Source organism: Chryseobacterium mucoviscidosis (genome assembly GCF_002177115.1).
In the GTDB taxonomy this organism is placed as follows: Bacteria; Bacteroidota; Bacteroidia; order Flavobacteriales; family Weeksellaceae; genus Chryseobacterium; species Chryseobacterium mucoviscidosis.
Genome location: NZ_MVAG01000122.1, coordinates 333,501 through 352,533 on the forward strand (window position 1 = coordinate 333,501; position 19,033 = coordinate 352,533).

18 protein-coding genes are annotated in these 19,033 nt (G+C 37.2%); 11 read left to right on the top strand and 7 right to left on the bottom strand.

Annotation, left to right across the window (positions count from 1 at the left end; genetic code table 11):
• Positions 1-129 precede the first annotated feature (129 nt).
• On the top strand, positions 130-522 hold the full coding sequence (locus tag B0E34_RS13370) for a helix-turn-helix transcriptional regulator (protein ID WP_087710165.1): 393 nt from the start codon (positions 130-132) through the stop codon (positions 520-522).
• A gap of 14 nt (positions 523-536) precedes the next feature.
• Here the strand turns inward: B0E34_RS13370 and B0E34_RS13375 are convergent, their stop codons facing one another.
• Positions 537-1,268, bottom strand: coding sequence for an MBL fold metallo-hydrolase (locus B0E34_RS13375; protein WP_087710167.1), 732 nt, complete (start codon positions 1,266-1,268; stop codon positions 537-539).
• A gap of 276 nt (positions 1,269-1,544) precedes the next feature.
• On the opposite strand from B0E34_RS13375, the gene B0E34_RS13380 reads away from it, so the two are divergent.
• Both B0E34_RS13380 and B0E34_RS13385 read left to right on the top strand, forming a co-directional pair.
• Positions 1,545-2,243 carry a DsbA family oxidoreductase gene (locus tag B0E34_RS13380; RefSeq protein ID WP_087710168.1) on the top strand — a complete coding sequence of 233 codons (699 nt, stop codon included), beginning with the start codon at positions 1,545-1,547 and terminating at the stop codon, positions 2,241-2,243.
• A 10-nt stretch (positions 2,244-2,253) separates the two neighbouring features.
• Positions 2,254-2,835: a 5'-methylthioadenosine/S-adenosylhomocysteine nucleosidase family protein gene (locus tag B0E34_RS13385; RefSeq protein ID WP_087710170.1), complete on the top strand. Its 582-nt coding sequence runs from the start codon at positions 2,254-2,256 to the stop codon at positions 2,833-2,835.
• A gap of 38 nt (positions 2,836-2,873) precedes the next feature.
• Here B0E34_RS13385 and pdeM read toward each other — a convergent pair whose 3' ends face one another.
• The 5 genes from pdeM to B0E34_RS13410 form a co-directional block, all read right to left on the bottom strand.
• Positions 2,874-3,518 (bottom strand): ligase-associated DNA damage response endonuclease PdeM, encoded by a 645-nt coding sequence (gene pdeM / locus B0E34_RS13390; RefSeq protein WP_087710572.1) that lies wholly within the window; start codon positions 3,516-3,518, stop codon positions 2,874-2,876.
• 166 nt (positions 3,519-3,684) lie between these two features.
• Complete coding sequence (locus B0E34_RS13395; RefSeq protein ID WP_087710172.1) at positions 3,685-6,132, bottom strand: ligase-associated DNA damage response DEXH box helicase; 2,448 nt, start codon at positions 6,130-6,132, stop codon at positions 3,685-3,687.
• 488 nt (positions 6,133-6,620) lie between these two features.
• The gene (locus B0E34_RS13400) at positions 6,621-8,201 is read right to left on the bottom strand and encodes an ATP-dependent DNA ligase (RefSeq protein WP_087710173.1); all 1,581 of its coding nucleotides are present in this window, start codon (positions 8,199-8,201) and stop codon (positions 6,621-6,623) included.
• Positions 8,202-8,448: 247 nt separating this feature from the next.
• Complete coding sequence (locus B0E34_RS13405; protein WP_087710574.1) at positions 8,449-9,465, bottom strand: ligase-associated DNA damage response exonuclease; 1,017 nt, start codon at positions 9,463-9,465, stop codon at positions 8,449-8,451.
• Positions 9,466-9,522: 57 nt separating this feature from the next.
• Positions 9,523-11,007 (bottom strand): aminotransferase-like domain-containing protein, encoded by a 1,485-nt coding sequence (locus B0E34_RS13410; RefSeq protein WP_087710175.1) that lies wholly within the window; start codon positions 11,005-11,007, stop codon positions 9,523-9,525.
• A 65-nt stretch (positions 11,008-11,072) separates the two neighbouring features.
• Between B0E34_RS13410 and B0E34_RS13415 the strand changes: the two genes are divergently transcribed.
• The 5 genes from B0E34_RS13415 to bioA all read left to right on the top strand — a co-directional run bounded on the left by B0E34_RS13415 (position 11,073) and on the right by bioA (position 16,344).
• Entirely contained in the window at positions 11,073-11,699 is a 627-nt protein-coding gene (locus tag B0E34_RS13415) for a hypothetical protein (protein WP_185117459.1), read from the top strand.
• Positions 11,689-12,798 (top strand): aminotransferase class I/II-fold pyridoxal phosphate-dependent enzyme, encoded by a 1,110-nt coding sequence (locus B0E34_RS13420; protein ID WP_087710177.1) that lies wholly within the window; start codon positions 11,689-11,691, stop codon positions 12,796-12,798. Before B0E34_RS13415 ends, B0E34_RS13420 begins: the two co-directional genes overlap by 11 nt.
• Before the next feature lie 137 nt (positions 12,799-12,935).
• On the top strand, positions 12,936-13,574 hold the full coding sequence (bioD, locus tag B0E34_RS13425; RefSeq protein ID WP_087710578.1) for a dethiobiotin synthase: 639 nt from the start codon (positions 12,936-12,938) through the stop codon (positions 13,572-13,574).
• The gene (gene bioB / locus B0E34_RS13430) at positions 13,571-14,551 is read left to right on the top strand and encodes a biotin synthase BioB (RefSeq protein WP_087710179.1); all 981 of its coding nucleotides are present in this window, start codon (positions 13,571-13,573) and stop codon (positions 14,549-14,551) included. Before bioD ends, bioB begins: the two co-directional genes overlap by 4 nt.
• 521 nt (positions 14,552-15,072) lie before the next feature.
• A complete protein-coding gene (bioA, locus tag B0E34_RS13435) occupies positions 15,073-16,344 on the top strand; it encodes an adenosylmethionine--8-amino-7-oxononanoate transaminase (RefSeq protein ID WP_087710181.1) in 1,272 nt (423 codons plus the stop codon).
• Positions 16,345-16,350: 6 nt separating this feature from the next.
• Here bioA and B0E34_RS13440 read toward each other — a convergent pair whose 3' ends face one another.
• Complete coding sequence (locus tag B0E34_RS13440; protein WP_087710183.1) at positions 16,351-16,671, bottom strand: winged helix-turn-helix transcriptional regulator; 321 nt, start codon at positions 16,669-16,671, stop codon at positions 16,351-16,353.
• A gap of 93 nt (positions 16,672-16,764) precedes the next feature.
• On the opposite strand from B0E34_RS13440, the gene B0E34_RS13445 reads away from it, so the two are divergent.
• From B0E34_RS13445 to B0E34_RS13455, 3 genes are all read left to right on the top strand, one after another.
• Positions 16,765-17,532, top strand: coding sequence for an MBL fold metallo-hydrolase (locus tag B0E34_RS13445; protein WP_087710185.1), 768 nt, complete (start codon positions 16,765-16,767; stop codon positions 17,530-17,532).
• A 58-nt stretch (positions 17,533-17,590) separates the two neighbouring features.
• The gene (locus B0E34_RS13450) at positions 17,591-18,127 is read left to right on the top strand and encodes a GNAT family N-acetyltransferase (protein ID WP_087710187.1); all 537 of its coding nucleotides are present in this window, start codon (positions 17,591-17,593) and stop codon (positions 18,125-18,127) included.
• Positions 18,128-18,235: 108 nt separating this feature from the next.
• Positions 18,236-18,943 (top strand): DUF421 domain-containing protein, encoded by a 708-nt coding sequence (locus B0E34_RS13455; RefSeq protein ID WP_087710189.1) that lies wholly within the window; start codon positions 18,236-18,238, stop codon positions 18,941-18,943.
• The last annotated feature ends 90 nt before the right edge of the window (positions 18,944-19,033 follow it).

Sequence of the window (19,033 nt, forward strand, 5' to 3'; positions counted from 1 at the left end):
TACAATAAGTAAAGAAAAAAAGTAACCAAAAATATGTTATTGGAACAGTAAAGATTATTCAAGACTTAAAAACACCTCAGAAAATTAGCTTCATCGCACAAAAACTGAGGTAAGAGAACGAAGAGATTTATGCTGAAGCTTGTCGGAAAAGCCTCAGAAATTAGAAGAGATGAGAAAATTATGAAAAACGAAAAAACTGAATTCAATTTAGAAGATTTAAACCAAAAGATTTTTGTACAGGACGAAATTTTAGCACTGGCAAAAGAAAATTCTCCTCGTCTGCTGAGTAAATTCAGATTGGTGGAGCCGGATTTTTTCAGTAAACTATCTGCAATCCAGCCCGACCTTAAAAATTCAGAGCTTGTATTTTGTATTTATTTAAAGCTTAATTTAACAACGAAGGAAATTGCAACTTACACGTTTGTAACTCCAAAGGCAATACAGAATCGGAAAAACAGACTTCGGAAAAAACTGAGCATAGCTTCCGATATGGATATTTATAAATGGTTTAATGATCTTTAAACCATTTTTTTTGTTTAAAATTCCAGAACAGCAGTATCCAGATCGTGGTACAGTAAAACTTTCCAATGATTTTCAATAGCTTCTTTTTCCCATTTTATTCTTAAATTCATCGCTCTTTTTCCGTCGGAATCACTTTTGTAGGCAAGATGATACTTTAAATAAGACTGTTGAGGAAGATTATCTGCTCCGTAAAAAACCGTTTCATTACCTTCTTTAATCCAGAAAACCTGCATAAACGGAGTGTGACCTCCGACAACTTCAAACGAAATTTCATCCGTAATATTTCCCCTATCTTCATCCATCCAGACAATATTTTCGAACTCGATCATTTTTTCAAGCGTATCAAAATCAAAAGAATAATTTCCCCGTTTTTCCATGGCAAAAGCCAGTTCACGCTTCTGTATATAGATTTCGGCATTCGGAAAAGTAGGTTCAAATCCGTTTTCAGTTCTGGTAATTGTGGTTTCAATATGGTCTTTGTGAAGATGAGAAAGCAAAACTTTAGTGATCTGATCAGGTTGAACATTTTCCTTCTCCAGAATTTCTGAAATCACCGTTTTTCCCTCTTCATTTTTCCATCCGATTCCCGCGTCCAGAAGAATAGTATCTTTTTCTGTAATGATTAAAAAAGGAGTAACCGACATCTTGATCCCTTTAATCGTGTCTTTATTTTCTTCAGTTAAAAGCGTAAAATCTTTGGTTTTATTGGTAGAAAAATTTCCTTCTTTCAGTGGTATGATTTTCATGGAGCAAATTTCCTGATTATTTATAAAACAATGAAATATTTCCGTCAATACCTTTCATCAGCAAAACCAATAAATATGAATACTTTTTCATCAGTAAATTGAGTATTTTTGTACTGCTGTTTTTAATTACAAAATAAACCGGAGAAAAAGAATTTAAAAATAAAAAAAACTCTGTTTGCTTATTTAAGTGAAACGACTCTGTGAACTTAAAAACGAATAGCTATTAAAAAAATCTTCGCGCACTTTGCGTTAAAACAGTATAAAAATATATTGAAAATGAAAGTAGAAATCTGGTCGGATGTGATGTGTCCGTTCTGTTATATAGGAAAAAACAATTTTGAAAAAGCATTGGAAAATCTGCCTTTTAAAGATCAGGTAGAAATAGAGTGGAAGAGTTTTCAGTTAGATCCTACTTTAGACCCGAAAGAAACAAAGACAACTTCCGAATATTTTAAAGAAAAGAAAGGTTTCCCTGAAGCTCAGGCACAGCAGATGATCGCGCAGGTAAAACAGATGGGAAGCGGAGCCGGAATTGATTTTAATTTTGAAAAAGCATTGATTACCAATACATTTTCTGCTCATAAACTGTTGCATTTAGCCAAAAAATACAACAAGGCAAACGAAATGGAAGAAGCTCTTTTCATCGCTCATTTTGTAGATGGTAAAAATGTTGGAGATGTGGAAACATTGGTTAATCTTGCCGGTTCTTTGGGGATTAATCAGGAAGAAGCTCAGGAAGTTTTAGCTTCCGAAGAATATCATCAAGAAATTAGCAGAGACATTACAGAAGCGAGGAATAATGGAGTTTCCGGTGTTCCGTTTTTTGTGCTGAACGGAAAATATGCGGTTTCCGGAGCTCAGCCTGTTGAACTTTTTACCAGTGCATTGCAGCAGACTTACGATGAAACGGTCACTCCATTGCAAAAACTTTCAGACAATGGAGCTTCGTGTGATACAGACAGTTGTGAAATCTAAGCTTAATTAAATGATAAAAATAAACGACGAACTTCAGTTTTCGGTTGAAGACACTCTTTTTGTTTTTGCTTTGGATTCTGAAGCAGGAAAAGTATTTAACGATAAAAATAAACTGATTACAGGCATCGGAAAAGTAAATGCCGCGATGGAATTAACTAAAGAAATCTACCGCAAAAGACCGAAACTGATTGTTAATCTGGGATCTGCAGGAAGCAAAAGTTTCCATAAAGGTGATGTTGTGTGCTGTACAAAATTTATTCAGCGCGATATGGATGTGAGAGGACTTGGTTTCAGCCTGTACGAAACCCCGCTTTCAGGAATTCCGCCCGTTTTGGAATATGGTTTGAAAAGACACGATCTTCCGGAAGGAATCTGCGGAAGCGGCGACAGTTTCGAGATGAATCATTCGGAAGCGGTTTATAATATTGTAGATATGGAAGCTTATCCTTTGGCTTTGATAGCGATGAAGGAAGAAATTCCTTTCCTGTGCCTGAAATATATTTCCGATGATGCTGGAAGCGATGCCGCAGACGATTGGGCGGTTCAGGTTCATCTGGCTTCGGAAGCGTTTAATAAAATTTTGTTTTCGTAAATATTTCAGAATGATGATAAGGTGTGAGATTCAACATTTTAAATCTCATAAATTTCAGCATCCGTAAATACATAGAATCTTCCTTTTTTAGGGAGATTTTTTGTATCTAAACCTGTGAATTCACTGAAAGCGGGAAGCAACAATTGATTTTCCGTAACAACAAAACAAGGCAGTTTGATTTTTTTTACCACAGAATTAATGACAAATCCGGGATGAATGTGTCCCGTAATCTGAAATTTTTCATTCTTTTTCTGAAAATCGTGAACGAATAAAAAATCATCAATGTGTAGGGTTTCGTCCCTGAAATTAAGGCAGAGTTTAGCTTCTAATTTTTTCGAAATTCTGTCGTGATTGCCTTCTACCAGATGAAATTCAAGGTTGGGAAACTCGGCTTTCCATTCGCAGAATTTGTCTACTCCGGAATTGTCTCCTGCGTGAAGCAGATCGCCGACAACAATAAATTTTTCGGGCTGAAAATATTCGATTAAAACGGACAATCGCTGCAGATCATTTTCAAAAATATGATCGGAAAGCGCAATTCCGTTTTTGCGGAAATGGGCTGTTTTTCCAATATGAAGATCTGACAGGATCAAGGCTTTTTCTTTTTTCCAGAATAATGCTCTCTGATTGGTTAACGTAAAGACTTCGTCCTGAATATGGATATTTTTTGTTACTATTTTCATCTGATATAAAAACGTTAGCATTGTAATTGTCATTCTGACGAAGGAAGAATCTCAAATTTGAAATAGATTCTTCACTACACTTCTGAACTGCGTTCGTAGACTTTCTGTCTATGTTCTGAATGACACAACGCCGTAAAATTCATAATTGACTTATTGACAATTAGCTTTATTTCCCTTTTTTCGCCTGCTGAATCAGTTTCTGAATTCTCGCATCAAGTCCTTCGCTGGAAAGCGTCTGCCGCAGACTGTCCACTTTTATCGGGAAACTCAGCGGGGTAAAAGTATTGGCAAATTTCAGGATTATTTTTGATTTTTCAATCCGTTTAAAGGCTTCCACCAGTCGCTGTTCCTGCAATTGTGCATTAAAAACTTCTGTATAAGCTTGTCTAACAAGGAAATGGTTCGGATCGTAATCTTCCAGAACTTTGAAAATTAGTCCTGCCGAACTTTGCAGAGATTTGTTGGAACGCTGTTTTCCTGCATAATTCTGGATCACCATTCCGGAAATGACCGCAATGTCACGGAATTTTCTTCTTGCCATTTCTGCTGAATTGATGCTGGAAATTACATCCGTCATCAGATTTTCCCTGCTCAGAATTTTATGGAGATTTTCGTCATTCAGCGGAATTTCTTTGTCGCTGAACAGTTCAAAACCATAATCATTCATCGCCATTGAAAAGGAAATCGGAGCCAGTTTGGAGATTCTGTAAGCGATTAAAGCCGACATTACTTCGTGAACAAGCCGACCTTCAAACGGATACATAAACAGATGGAATCCTTCGCGGTTTTTAATGAGTTCCACCAAAAATTCGTCCTCTTTCGGGATGTGAGAACGTTCTTCCTGATTCATCAGCAAAGGATTCAGAAATTTCAGTTCCTTTTCTGAAGCTTTCGGATTAAGCGCTCCGGATAATTTTTCTCTTAAAAATTGTCCTAAATTTGAGCTTAAAGGCAGTCTTCCTCCCAGATAACTCGGTGCAAAAGCTTTTCCTTTGGCAGCGCGGACAAAAACCGTCATATCTTTTATCATCGCGACTTCCAGAACTCTTCCTGCCAAAATAAATTTTTCGTCTTTTTTGAGTTTTGAAATAAAATATTCTTCTACCATTCCGATATACCCGCCGGAAATAAATTTCACTTTCAGCATCGCATCGCTTACGATAACGCCCATATTCATCCGGTGAAGCATGGCAATTTTTCGTGACGTCACTTTATACAAACCGTCTTCCTGAATCACAATTTTATGGAATTCTTCATAGCTTTTCAGCACACTTCCGCCGATGGTAAGAAAATCGAGGATGCTTTTCCATTCTTCATCCGTCATTTCCTGAAAAGCATATACTTTTTTAATTCTTTTGTAAACTTCCTGCGGATAAAATCCGTCACCGACCGCCAAAGTCATTAAAAACTGAACCAAAACATCAAAACACAGAACCTGCGGATCTCTCGGCTCAATCACTTTCTGTTTTACGGCTTCTTTTAAAGCGGCAACTTCAATCAGTTCCAAGGAATGTGTCGGAACACAGTAAATTTTTGAAGTTTCAAAAGGGGAGTGACCGCTTCGTCCTGCACGCTGCAAAAATCTCGCAACGCCTTTTGCAGAACCAATCTGAATAACGGTGTCAACCGGCTTAAAATCGATTCCCAAATCCAGAGAAGAGGTAGAAACGACGGCTTTTAACTTTCCGGAACTTAGATTTTCCTCGATCCAGATTCTCAGATGTGCATCAATAGAACTGTGATGAATGGCAATCTGTCCTGCAAAATCGGGATAGGCTTCAAGCAACAACTGATACCACATTTCGCTCTGGCTTCGGGTATTTGTAAAAACAATCGTAGATTTTGATTCTAAAATGATAGGAACGATTTTATCAGCTAATTTTGCGCCTAAATGTCCTGCCCACGGAAGAATTTCCACTTCGTCCGGAAAAACGGGAAGAATATCAATTTTCTTCTGTTCTTTGGCTGTAATTTTTGTTTTTTTTATGTCATAAGGAATTAAAACATCCATCGCTTCATCCAGATTTCCGATGGTTGCCGTAATTCCCCAGATTTTCATTTTGGGAGCATATTTTGTGAGTTGAGAAATTCCCAATTCTACCATTACCCCGCGTTTTGAACCCAGCAATTCGTGCCATTCATCAACAACGATAGTTTTCAGTTCCTTAAAAAAACGTTCGTGATTTTTCTGCCCGAGAAGAAGATGTAAGCTTTCAGGTGTAACTACGAGAATTTCAGGCATATTTTTTACCTGTTGCTGCCGTACTTTCGGATCTGTGTCGCCGTTTCTTACGCCAACAGACCAGTCCAGTCCGATTTCGTCAATGGCTTCCTGCATTGCTTTGGCAATGTCTTTTGAAAGTGATCGGAGCGGTGTGATCCAGATCATTTTTAAGCCTTTTCCATATTTTTCAGGATGGTTTAAAAAATGGGTTAACAATGCTAAGAAAACAGAAAATGTTTTCCCGAAACCGGTCGGAGCAATGACCATTCCGCTGTAGCCGTTCTCGAATTTCTGCCACGTATCGACCTGAAATTTAAAAGGGGAATTGCCTTTATCCGCCATCCACTGCTGAATGACTTTGAAGCCGTTGGTATTTTCGAAGTTGCTCAAATTTTAAATGATGTTTTTGTTTTAACGCAGCGAGCGCAAAGATTTTTGATTTCTAATTCTTTATATTTTCGTTCGCGAAGGCACTTCGTTCAGCAAATGATAGCACAAGCCGTGGCTGAGTGAAGCGCCTTTGCGAACGAAATATGTTTTCAAAGTTTTAAATAAAATCCTTGCGATCTTAGCGTTTATAATTACTGTATCAATTTTTTTATTTCTTCCAGATCATCAATTTCATCTACCGTTTTATCCTTTCTCCATCTTGCTGAATGACTTTAAAGCCGTTGGTATTTTCGAAGTTGCTCAAATTATTGTTTTTATCTATCGCAAAGTCAAACAAAGGATTATAAAATTCATCTTTTTAAAGATACACGATGGTATTTCACTTATCAAGGAAATGCAAATTGTGTTTCCTTGATAAGCGAAGCGGCTTAGTTTAACATTTAGTAAGCAAAGTATAAAAAATTTTGTTTCTCCTTGCGATTAATTTATTACTGTATTAATTTTTTTATTTCTTCCAAATCATCAATTTCATCCACCGTTTTATCTTTCCGCCATCGTAAAATTCTTGGGAAACGCAGTGCAACGCCGCTTTTATGACGGTTGCTGAAGCCGATTCCTTCAAAAGCAATTTCAAAAACAAGTTCAGCTTTCACCGTTCGAACAGGACCGAATTTTTCAATGGCATTCTTATTCACAAATTTACTGACTTCCATAATTTCTTTATCCGTTAATCCGGAATATGCTTTGGCGATGGTGACCAGTTTATCTTCATTTTTCACGGCAAAAGTATAATCGGTGTAGTATGCGCTTCGTCTTCCGCTTCCTTTTTGGGCGTAAATCAGAACGGCATCAATCGTTAAAGGACTGATTTTCCATTTCCACCAATCGCCTTTTTTTCTTCCGGAATGATAATGTGAGTTTTTCTGTTTCAGCATCAAACCTTCACTGTTGATGTCCCTGGAATTTTCTCTGATCTGGTTTAATTCTTCCCAGTTTTCAAATTCTATTGATTCGGAAATTTTGATGTTTTCAGGGTTTTCATTCAATAATAATTCTTCAAGCATGGTACGTCTTGCGGAGATGGGTTTTTCACGCAAATCATTCCCTTCCAGTTCCAAAAGATCATACGCAAAGACTTCGATTGGAATTTCGGAAAGCATTTTTTTTGTTAATGTCTTTCGATTGAGACGTTTTTGTAATTCGTTAAAATTTAAAACTTTATCGTCTTTTACCGCGAGAATTTCGCCGTCAATTACAAAATTTCCGCTCATTTGCTGAACGGTTTCTGCGATTTCGGGAAACTGTTCCGTCACCAATTCTTCACCTCTCGACCAGATAAAAACTTCATCATTTCGCTTGATAATCTGTCCGCGGATTCCGTCCCATTTGTATTCAATCAGCCATTCATCGGGTTTCCCGAGTTCTTCCAAATCTTTCTCCAATGGATAAGCCAGACAAAAAGGATAGGGTTTTGAATTATCCGGATTTACATTTTCAGCCGAAATTAATTCCTGAAATGAAGCTTCTGTTGGCTGCCATTTTCCCATTAAACTGTGCATCAATGCGCTGGATTCCTGTCCGGAAAATTTCGTCAGAGCATTAATCAGTGTTTTATCTGAAACCCCGATTCTGAAACTTCCACCCAATAATTTATTGAAAATCAGCCGTTCCGTGTAATCCAAACCATTCCAAGAATTCAGGACAAATTTTTTTTTCTCAGCGTCGGTTTTTGTTTTTAAGTTGATGATATCATTCATCCAATCCGACAAAGAACGTTCGATTTTTTCCGTTGGTGGTGGAAGAATCAGGGAAATGGTTTCGCCCAGATCTCCGACTGAAGAGTAGCTTTCCTGAAACAGCCAGAACGGTAATTCTGTGATTTCCAAAGCCCATTCTTTCATATAATTGGTGTTTACATTCCGCTTGGGTCTTTTGCCTGTAAACAAAGCAATGAACCAGACTTTATCTTCGTCAGGCGCACGTTCCAAATAATCGATAATGGCATCGATTTTTGCATTGGTCTTGTTGGTGCTTTCGAGAGCATTGATTAGTTCTGCGAAATGTCTCATAAATTTTAATTGGCGTTTTTAAACGTATGTTAACAATTTTTTGGGCAGCTTAATTCGTCTTCCACTCCCGCTTTTTTGTTCCGCTTTGCTCCACAAAAAGAGCTCCGTTCAAACCGGGCTGCGTGCAATTCGGCGTTAATTATGATGGGCTATTAACAGGTCGCTCCTACGGAGCTCCGCTTTATTGCGCTTTAATTTTTCTATTAACAGTAAGCTCCTACGGAGCTTTCCTGCATCGCTATAATTATTAGTCTTTAATAATTTCTTTCTCTTTTTCTTCCTCATCATCATCGCCGTAAAGCGTTTCCACCACATCAGATTTAATCCCGATTTCATTCAAATATTTAGAAAAAACTTCAGTTTGTCCGTGCGTGACGTGAACGATTTCAGCTTCAGTGGCTTTTATAGCCTGTAACAAACCTTTCCAGTCGGCGTGGTCGCTCATCGGGAAACCTGCATCGGCACTCCGCCATCGTCTTGCACCGCGAACCTGCATCCATCCGGAACAAATTGCCGTTGCGGCATCCGGAATTTTTTTGATGACATTGGAATCCAGCAAAGCAGGCGGAACAATCACGATATCTCCTGCAACGTGCTTGATGCTTTCCCTGAAATCGGGAATTTCGTAATCCGGAAGTATGATTCCGACTTCTTCAAAGGCTTTATTCAGTTTTCCGATCGAGTAGTGGACGTGGATTTTTCCCATTCCTTCAACCGCCTTCATTACGCGTTGTGCTTTTCCCAGAGAATAACCTATGAAAACAGAAGTTTTTTGATTTTCCTGATTTCTGAGAACCCAGTTCTGGAGTTTTTTATTCAGATCCGGAACTTCCAGCCAGTTGTAAATCGGCAGTCCGAAAGTGCTTTCGGTAACGAATTCATTGCATTTTACCAGTTCGAAAGGGGTACTTAGTCCATCATCCTGAACTTTATAATCTCCTGAAATAACGCTTACATAGCCTTTGTATTCCAGTCGGATCTGCGCGGAGCCGATAATATGACCAGCAGGATGAAGTGAAACTTTTACGCCGTTGATATTGATGATTTCGCCATATTCCACACTCTGAACTTCAAGATCTTCGCTGATTCTTTTGTGCAGAATAGGTTTGGTAAAATGATGACACAAGTATTTCTTCATTCCCCAACGTGCGTGATCGGCGTGTCCATGAGTAATGACAGCCAAATCAACGGGTCGCCAAGGATCAATATAAAATTTTCCCTGCGGACAATAAATGCCTTTATTTGTGAATGTGATAAGTTTCAATGGTGCAATTTTGTTATTTTTTACATTCAAAAATCTAACCAATATATTTAAAAATCTTTAATGTAGCATCTTTTTCACATGATCCGTTACTATTTCAACCGATTTTTCCATTTCTGTGGTATTGAGGTTTCCAAATCCTAAACGCATGGCGGTTAGATTTTTATTCTGATAAAGTAAGGTTTTAGGAATAAATAAATTGTTTTGCGCACAGTTTTTAGAAAGCTGCATTAAATTGATGGGAATTTGCCATTCTGCCCAGACCGCAAGTCCGCCCGACGGTTTTTCGAATTGTATATAATTTCCTAAATTTTGCTGAATGAGATGAATAAAATAATCTCTTCTTTCCTGATAAATTTTTAATGATTTTTTCAGATATCGGTTAATTTCTCCTTCGGCAATCATTTCTCCTAAAACGTGTTCCATTAAAATATCACCCTGTCTGTCGATAATTCCCAAATGTTTCCTCATTTCAGACATCAGATTTTCGGGAGCGACAATAAATCCTGTCCGAAAACCGGGAGCTAAAGATTTTCCGAAAGAACCGATGTAAATTACCATTCCGTTCGTATCTGCGCTTGCAAGCGGAAGAAGCGGACTCTTGTCATAATGAAAATCGTAATCGTAATCATCTTCCAGAATAATAAAGCCAAATTCATTCGCAAGATTCAGCAGCTCTAATCTGCGCTGTGCGCTCAACGTAACCGTTGTAGGATAATGATGATGCGGCGTAAGATACAGCATTCTCACTTTTTGCTGTTGACAAATTTTCCTGACTTCTTCTGTGTTAATTCCATCACTGTCAATGGATACTGCTTTTATTTTCACCCCTGCTTTTTGAAAAATCATATTCACAGAGAAATAACTCAGTTCTGCAACTAAAACAATATCCCCTTCGGATAAAAGAATTTCCGAAGCAATGTAAATGCTCATTTCTGTGCTTCTTGTGATGAGAAGGTTATTTTTAGAAATAGGCAGTCCTCTGGATAAATTTAAATATTTTGAAAGATTTTCTTTAAAAAATTCACTTCCATCCTGATTGTACTGTCCGATTTTATGAGCTTTTCTTTTTAAGATAGAACTGTAAATTCTGGAATGCTGATCGATCTGAGTTAAGCGGATGTCGGGAATTCCGTCATTAAAAATGTATTCACAATTGGAATATTCAAAAGGATTATCTAAAATATTGGATGTTTTGAAGGTAAATCCTGTTGATTTGGGATAATTTTCGAGCTGAATTTTTTGTAAATTTTTCGATTCCAAAAACTGATACTGGTCTTTTCCGATGATAAAGGTCCCTTTGTTGGGAAGACTTTCCACCCATCCCTGAGAAAACAGTTCTTCGTAGACAGAAACAATGGTGTTTCTGTGAACATTCAGAATTTCGCTCAGCATTCTTGTTCCCGGAAGTTTGGTTCCGAATGGCAAAAAACCGCGCTGAATGGCATTAATAAGCTGATTGGAAATCTGCATATAAATAGAAACTTCGGAATTTCTATTGATTTTTATGAAACTCTGATAAGGAATTTTAACCGGACTATCCATAATCTTAAAACTGGCACCATACAACCATCCGGCAATATACTACTTTTGAACCAAAACAAAAAAGAATGGAATTGTACAGTCTTTTAGAAAAAATTGTTCAGCAAAATGAAACGCACGCAAAATGGCTGAATACGCTTTCCTTTATGGAAAATGCAGGAGCCAGAAAAATTTCAGCTTGCGAACATCCGACTAACGTGAGTTTAATACAGCTAAAACACGCTGCGGAAGAACATCGCCATGCTTATTATCTTAAAAAGCAGATCCTGAAAATTGATCCCGAAATGTGCAAAACGTACAATAGCAATGAACTTTTAGCCGCAACGGCAACGAGACAATATCTTCATTCTCTTGACATTAAAGCGTGTAAGTATCTTCAGCAGAATTTCAATCTCAGTAAAGAAGAATTAAAATATGCGGCGTATCTGTTTGTAACCTATGCTATTGAGGTTCGTGCCGATGAACTGTATCCGTTTTATCAGGAAATTCTGACAAAATATACCTCAAAAATTATGGTGAAATCAATTATTTTGGAGGAAGAAGGACATTTGGAGGAAATGATTAATCAGTTGGACGATTTTTCAGAAGACTGGAAAATTCACGCAGAAATTATTTTGGAAATTGAAAAAGGTCTTCATAACCAATGGATTGATGCCATTTCAAAAGAGATTTTACAGGTAAATTATGCTGAATAATTTTCGCCATTTTCAGGAAGCTTTAGAAAAAAGAAAAGAAAGCGGAACCTTACGGGTTTTAAAATCTCAAAAAGAAGGAGTGGATTTTTATTCCAACGATTATTTGGGATTGGCAGGAAATAAAGATTTTCAGCAGATTTTATTAAAAAAAATCAACGAAAAGCCGGAATTACTGAAAGGAAGTACTGGTTCCAGACTGATCAGCGGAAATAGTTTAACTGTTGCTGAAACAGAAGAATGTATAGCCAAAGAACATCAATACGAATCGGCTTTGCTTTTTTCTTCGGGCTATAATGCCAATCTGGCTCTTTTTTCAACGCTTCCGACCCGTCATGATATCATCATTGTGGATGAAAAAATTCATCGTTCCGTTCATGATGCGTATAGTATGTCAAATGCTAAAAAACTGAAATTCAGACATAATGATATTGAAGATTTAGAAAGGATTCTGAAAAAGCAAACCGGACTTTGCTATGTTGCTGTTGAAAGCCTGTATTCGATGGACGGAGATATTGCTCCTTTGAAAGAGATTGCAGAAATCACAGCAAAATACAATGCTCAGTTAATTGTGGATGAAGCTCATGCTTTCGGTGTTTTTGGAAACGGTTTGGTGAGTGAGTTTAACCTACAGAAAAAAGTTTCAGCAACGGTTGTAACCTATGGAAAAGCTTTGGGAACGCATGGTGCGGCGATTTTAACGAATGATTTAATTAAATCTTATCTCATCAATTTTGCATCCCCTTTTATCTATACGACTTCAGCGCACGATTTTCTGTGGATGAGCATTTTTTGCGGATATGAATTTTTAAAAGCAAACAGTAGATTATCCATTCAACTTCAGGAAAATATTAAAATTTTTCGTGAGCAGAATTTGATTACTCCGTCTTCTGAAAGCAGCCCGATTCAGGCGATTATTATTCCTGATAATCAGAAATTGAAAGCTTTAAAGGATACTTTATTTGATAATGGATTTTTGACTTACGCTGTCTTTAGTCCGAGTGTAAAAGAAGGAACAGAAAGATTGAGGATTTGCCTGCACAGTTTTAATACAGAAGAAGAAATTTTGAAGTTAACGGGGATTATCAGAGATTTTAGTTAATATAAAAATCAACATCAGTTTGTCATTCCGTAGGAATCTAAGCAATTAAAATTAAAAAAAACACTCTAAAAACGCTGTTTAGATTCCTACGGAATGACAAACTGATGGATATAAATATGGATATAAAAAAAGTAAAAATGGAAACACAAAACTCAGGGCAAAAACTCCTTTTCGTCACAGGAATCGGGACAGAAGTAGGGAAAACGGTTTGTTCGGCGGTTTTAACCAAATATTTTGAGGCAGAGTATTGGAAACCGGTTCAGTCCGGAGATCTGGAATATTCCGACACGATGAAAATTAAAAACTGGGTGGGAGAACATACGGTTTGCCATCCGGAAAGATATCGTTTTAAGCTGGCTGCATCACCGCATCAATCGGCAAAGGAAGAAGGAATCTTGATTGATTTAAATGAATTCCAAATTCCGAAAACACAGAATCATTTAATCATAGAAGGAGCGGGAGGATTGATGGTTCCGTTGAATGATAATGAATTTATTATTGATTTAATTGAAAAGCTGAACGTTCCCGCCGTTTTGGTTGTGAAGAATTATTTAGGCTGCATCAATCATACATTGTTATCTGTTTTAGTTTTAAACCAAAAGAAAATTAAACTGAACTATTTAATTCTCAACGGAAATTTTCCACCAGACACAGAAAGGGTTATTTGTGAAAATGTTCCATCAGAAACTGAAATTATAAGAATTCCTGACCTTGAAAATATAACAAAAGAAAGTATAGAAAATATTGCACAACAATTAGAAAAAATAGAATCATGAATAAGAATCAATTAAGAAACGACTGGACGAAGGAAGAAATAGAAGAAATATACAATCTTCCGCTTCTGGAACTTGTTTATAAAGCTGCAACGGTTCATCGTGAGTGGCATAATCCTGAAGAAGTTCAGATGTCTACATTGCTTTCAATTAAAACAGGAGGCTGTCCGGAAGACTGTTCGTATTGCGGACAGGCAGCGCGTTATCATACGAATATCAAAGTTCAGGCTTTACTGCCGACAGAAACAGTCATTGAACATGCCAAAAAAGCAAAAGAAGGCGGCTCATCGCGTTTCTGTATGGCTGCAGCGTGGAGAGAAGTGCGCGACAACCGTGATTTCGACCGTGTTATTGATATGGTAAAAGGCGTAAATGAACTTGGACTGGAAGTGTGCTGTACGTTGGGAATGTTAACGGAAGATCAGGCAAAACGCCTTCAGGAAGCAGGTTTGTATGCATATAATCACAATCTGGATACTTCCGAGGAATATTACGATGAAATTATTTCCACAAGAACGTTCGACAACAGAATCAATACGATTAATAATGTACGAAAAGCCGGAATTACGGTTTGTTCGGGAGGAATTATCGGATTGGGAGAAACGCCAAAAGATAGGATTTCAATGCTTTTAACATTGGCAACAATGCCGAAACATCCGGAATCTGTCCCGATCAATGCATTGGCAAGAGTAGAAGGAACGCCGCTTCAGGATAACGAAAAAACGAATACGTGGGAAATGGTAAGAATGATCGCCACAGCAAGAATTGTAATGCCTTCATCAATGGTTCGTTTAAGCGCAGGAAGAATTGAAATGACTGAATTTGAGCAGGGATGGTGTTTCATGGCGGGAGCCAACTCGATCTTTACAGGGGAAAGAGAAACGCTTCTGGTAACGCCAAATCCGGGTGTTTCTGAGGATATGCAGATGTTGCAGAATTTGGGATTAAAGCCGATGATGAAAGAGAAAACGATGTGCTGAAAAGTGAATGGTCAATAGTCAATTTTTTGGGGTGTGAATAATAACAATTCACGATTGACAATCCAGCATTGAATTTTCAGTATTTATCTATTAAAGTAAAGAATGATTAAACGCAAAGAAAAATGTTTTGTTTTAATAATGAGTAAAGCAAAGAAATTTCCGTCAGAGACGGATGATGAAGCGTTCGCTTAATGGCAGATGAAATCTGCTTTACTTTGCTTAGCTTAAAATATTAATTTAGAAATAGAATCTTTGCGTTTACAATTTACGATTGACAATTCACCATTGAATTTTTAGTACTTATCTATAAATATAAAGAATGATTAAACGCAAAGAAAAACTAATAAGTAAATCAAAGAAATTTCCGTCAGAGACGGATGATGAAGCGTTCACTTAATGGCAGATGAAATCTGCTTTACTTTGCTTATCTTAAATATTAATTTAGAAATAGAATCTTTGCGTTTACAATTTACGATTGACAATTCACCATTGATAAAATTAAAAATTACAACCTATTATTTATGAATTTACAAGAGCGCGACAGAGCCGTCAACTGGCATCCTTACACGCAGATGAAAACAGCGGAAGATGCAATCCCGATCGTGAAAGGAAGCGGAATTTATCTTTATGATGAAGACGGAAAAAAATACATCGATGCAGTAGCTTCGTGGTGGGTTACGCTTCACGGTCACGCGAATCCGTACATTGCACAAAGAGTTTCTGAACAGTTGAATACGCTGGAACAGGTTATTTTTGCGGGATTTACACACGAATCAGCCATTCAGCTTTCTGAGAATTTACTGAAACTGCTGCCTGAAAATCAGGAGAAGGTTTTTTATTCGGATAACGGTTCTACTGCGGTGGAAGTGGCGCTGAAGATGTGTATTCAGTTCTGGCATAATCAGGGAAAAGAAAAGACGAAAATTCTGGCTTTTAAAGAAGCTTATCATGGTGATACGTTCGGAGCGATGTCGGTGAGCGGAAGAGGTGTCTGGACAAAACCTTTCGGGGAAATGCTTTTTGAAGTGATCTTTATTGATCCGCCGACTTCTGAAAATATTGAAGATTTAAAATCCATCATAAAAAATCATGCTGAAGAAATGGCTTGTTTCATTTACGAGCCTTTGATTCAGGGAGCAGCGGGAATGTTGATGCATAAAGCCGAAGATTTATCAGAATTGATGAAATTTTGCAGAGAAAAGGGAATTTTAATGATTCAGGACGAAGTTTTTACAGGTTTCGGAAGAACCGGAAAGCTGTTTGCGGCAAATTATCTTTCGGAAAAACCGGATATCATGTGTTTTTCAAAGGGATTAACAGGCGGAACAATGCCGATGGGAATTACAACTTCTTCACAACAGATTTTCGAAGCGTTTTTGTCGGATGACAAATACAAAACCTTGTTTCATGGTCATTCTTTCACGGCAAATCCTTTAGCCTGTACAGCGGCTTTGGCAAGTATGGAATTGCTTTTGAAAGAAGAAACGCTGGAAAAAATCAATCTAATCAGTCAGAAACATTTCAATTTTTCTCAGGTTTTAAAAAATCATCCGAAAGTTGAAAATGTGAGACAGACCGGAACGATTATCGCCTGGGAAATTAAAAATGATGAAAAAGCATCCTATTTTAACGAAATCGGGAAGGTTTTGTATCATGAATTTTTAAAAAGAGGAATCATCATGCGTCCTTTGGGAAATGTGATGTATCTCGTTCCGCCTTACTGCATTACGCCTGAAGAACTGGATTTTGTGTATGGGAATATTCTTGAAGTTTTGGAAAGCTTCAGTAATTAATTGATTTTAAACTCTTTGATGTTCGTTTCCCCATTGGTGAAGTTCATCAAGGATCGGACCGAGCTTTTGGGCTCTTTCCGTTAATTTATAATATACTTCCGGAGGAAAATTGTAGACTTCAACCCGTTGAATGATATGATCTTCCTCCATTTGTTTGAGTTGTTCTGCCAGAACTTTCTTTGAAACTTTCGGCATTTTCCGCCATAATTCGACAAAACGGACTTCCTCTTGCTCAAAAAGATTGGACAAAATAAGCGGTTTCCACTTTCCGGAAATCATGTCCAGTGTTTTTCTCAGTCCGCAATTTTTAAATTCTTCAAATAACATACGTTACAAAATTGTATATAGTGCACCTTTTGGTAACCAGCCATTATTTAATTTCAGGTAAACAATAGCTTTGCAGATACAAAATTAAAGAAAATGAAATTACAATTATGGCGAAATGCAACGCTGCTTTTAAATATTGATGGATTGAACATTTTAATTGATCCGATGTTAGGTGTAAAAGGTTCTTTGGGACAATTTCCGATGGTAGACAATGAATTATTGAATCCGTTAGTTGATTTACCTTTCACTGAGGAAGAACTTCAGGAAAAATTAAAAACGATTGATGCGGTAGCCGTTACACACCTTCATCCCGATCATTGGGACCCGAAAGCGATTGAACTTTTAGATAAAAATGTACCCATCATTTGTCCTGAAATCATTTCCGAACAGATTTCTGAGGCAGGATTTAAAAATGTGATTGTTTTCAATGATACAGTACAGTTTAAAAATATTGAAATTTCTTTAACGAACGGACATCACGGAACAGGAGAAATTGAAGAACAAATGGGCGTAGTTCATGGATTTGTCTTTAAAAATGCTGAACAGTCTGTTTATATTGCGGGTGACAGTATCTGGTGTGAAGAAGTGGAACAGGCAATTAAAAAACATCAGCCGGAGCACATTATTGTTGCGGGAGGAGCAGCAACTTTTGTAGTGGGAGATCCGATTGTGATGACGAGTCATGACATTTTGAAAGTCTGTGAATCTGCGCCGAATTCAAAGGTCTGGGTAACACATCTTGAAACTGTAAGTCATTCTAAAGAAGACAGAAAATTCATTAAAGAAAAAATTCAGGAAAATGGTTTGGAAGAAAGATGTTTTGTGCTGAATGACGGCGAAGAAGCTGAATTAGGTGCCTAAATCTCTTGCTTAAAGATTTGAGATTAAATCTTAATTTAGCCGGATCAAATTATAAAAAATGCATTTAGAAACAGAAAGATTACTGATTCGGGATCTGACTTTGGACGATAAACAGGCAATTTTCAATTATCGTTCTGATGCGGAAGCGAATAAATTTCAGGGCTGGATTCCGGAAACATTGAAAGATGTTGAACAGTTTATTGAAAGAAATAACAAAGAATTCAATCAGCCGGAAAGCTGGTATCAGGTTTTAATTACGGAAAAAGATACAAAAGCTGTGATCGGCGATATCGGAATTCATTTCTTTGGTGCAGAAAATTTGCAGGTGGAATTAGGAATTACTTTAAATAAAGACTTTCAGGGAAGAGGATATGCTTCTGAAGCGTTAAAAGGAGTAATTAATTTTCTTTTCAGCGATCTGAAAAAACACAGAATCATGGCTTCTGTAGATCCGGAAAACATTGATTCACTTAAACTGATGGAACGCATTGGTTTTAGAAAAGAAGGTCATTTTGTGAAAAGTTTATTCTGGAAAAACAACTGGACAGATGATGTGATCTATGCTTTGCTTCGGGAAGAATGGATTAAAGAATAAGAGAAAAACCGTTTCAACAGAGACGGTTTTTATTTTCAGTACAAACGTTCATGCCGCATTTTCCTTTTGCTTGGCGTATTTTTTGAACCTTGCAAAAATAAATTTTATATGCTATCCGTATTTCTTTTAGAATTAGACTGGAAAGAACTTCTGATGGGACACGAAGAATGGTCTTTTATTCTGGAAATCATTCTCCGCACCGCCATTATGTTCATCACGATCATTATCGGATTAAGAGTTTTGGGAAAAAGGGGAGTGAAGCAGCTTTCGATTTTCGAACTTGTGGTGATTATCGGACTGGGTTCTGCGGCGGGAGATCCAATGTTCAATAAAGATGTGGGAATTATTTCTTCGTTTATCGTTTTTGCGGTGATTATTCTTCTGTACACCATTGTAACCTATTTTATCGCAAAAAATAAAAAAATCGAACAACTTATTGAGGGAAAATCGATCTGCCTGATCGAAAACGGAGAATTTTCCATTGAAAATTTTAAAAAAGAAAATCTCGGCAGTGATGAATTTTTTGCTGAATTAAGACTAAAAGGAATTTCTCAGTTGGGACAGATCGAAAGTGCCATTGAAGAAATTTCGGGAGAAATCAGTGTGTTTTATTTCGAAGATGAAAGAGTAAAGTACGGACTTCCGATTATGCCGGATTCTCTGGATCATCCTTTGAAAACGATTGTTCATGAAGGATTTTATTCATGCACGTTCTGCGGACATACGGAAGAAAAACACAAAGGTATGGCAGGAAACTGCAGCAAATGTAAAAAAGATGAATGGATAGCTTCAAGCAATAGAAAGCGCGTTACCTGATAAAAATAAAAAAAGACTCCTTAGAAAGGAGCCTAAAAAAACACAAATGATGAAAAAAAATTATTTCGATTCACAAATATAATCAAAAAA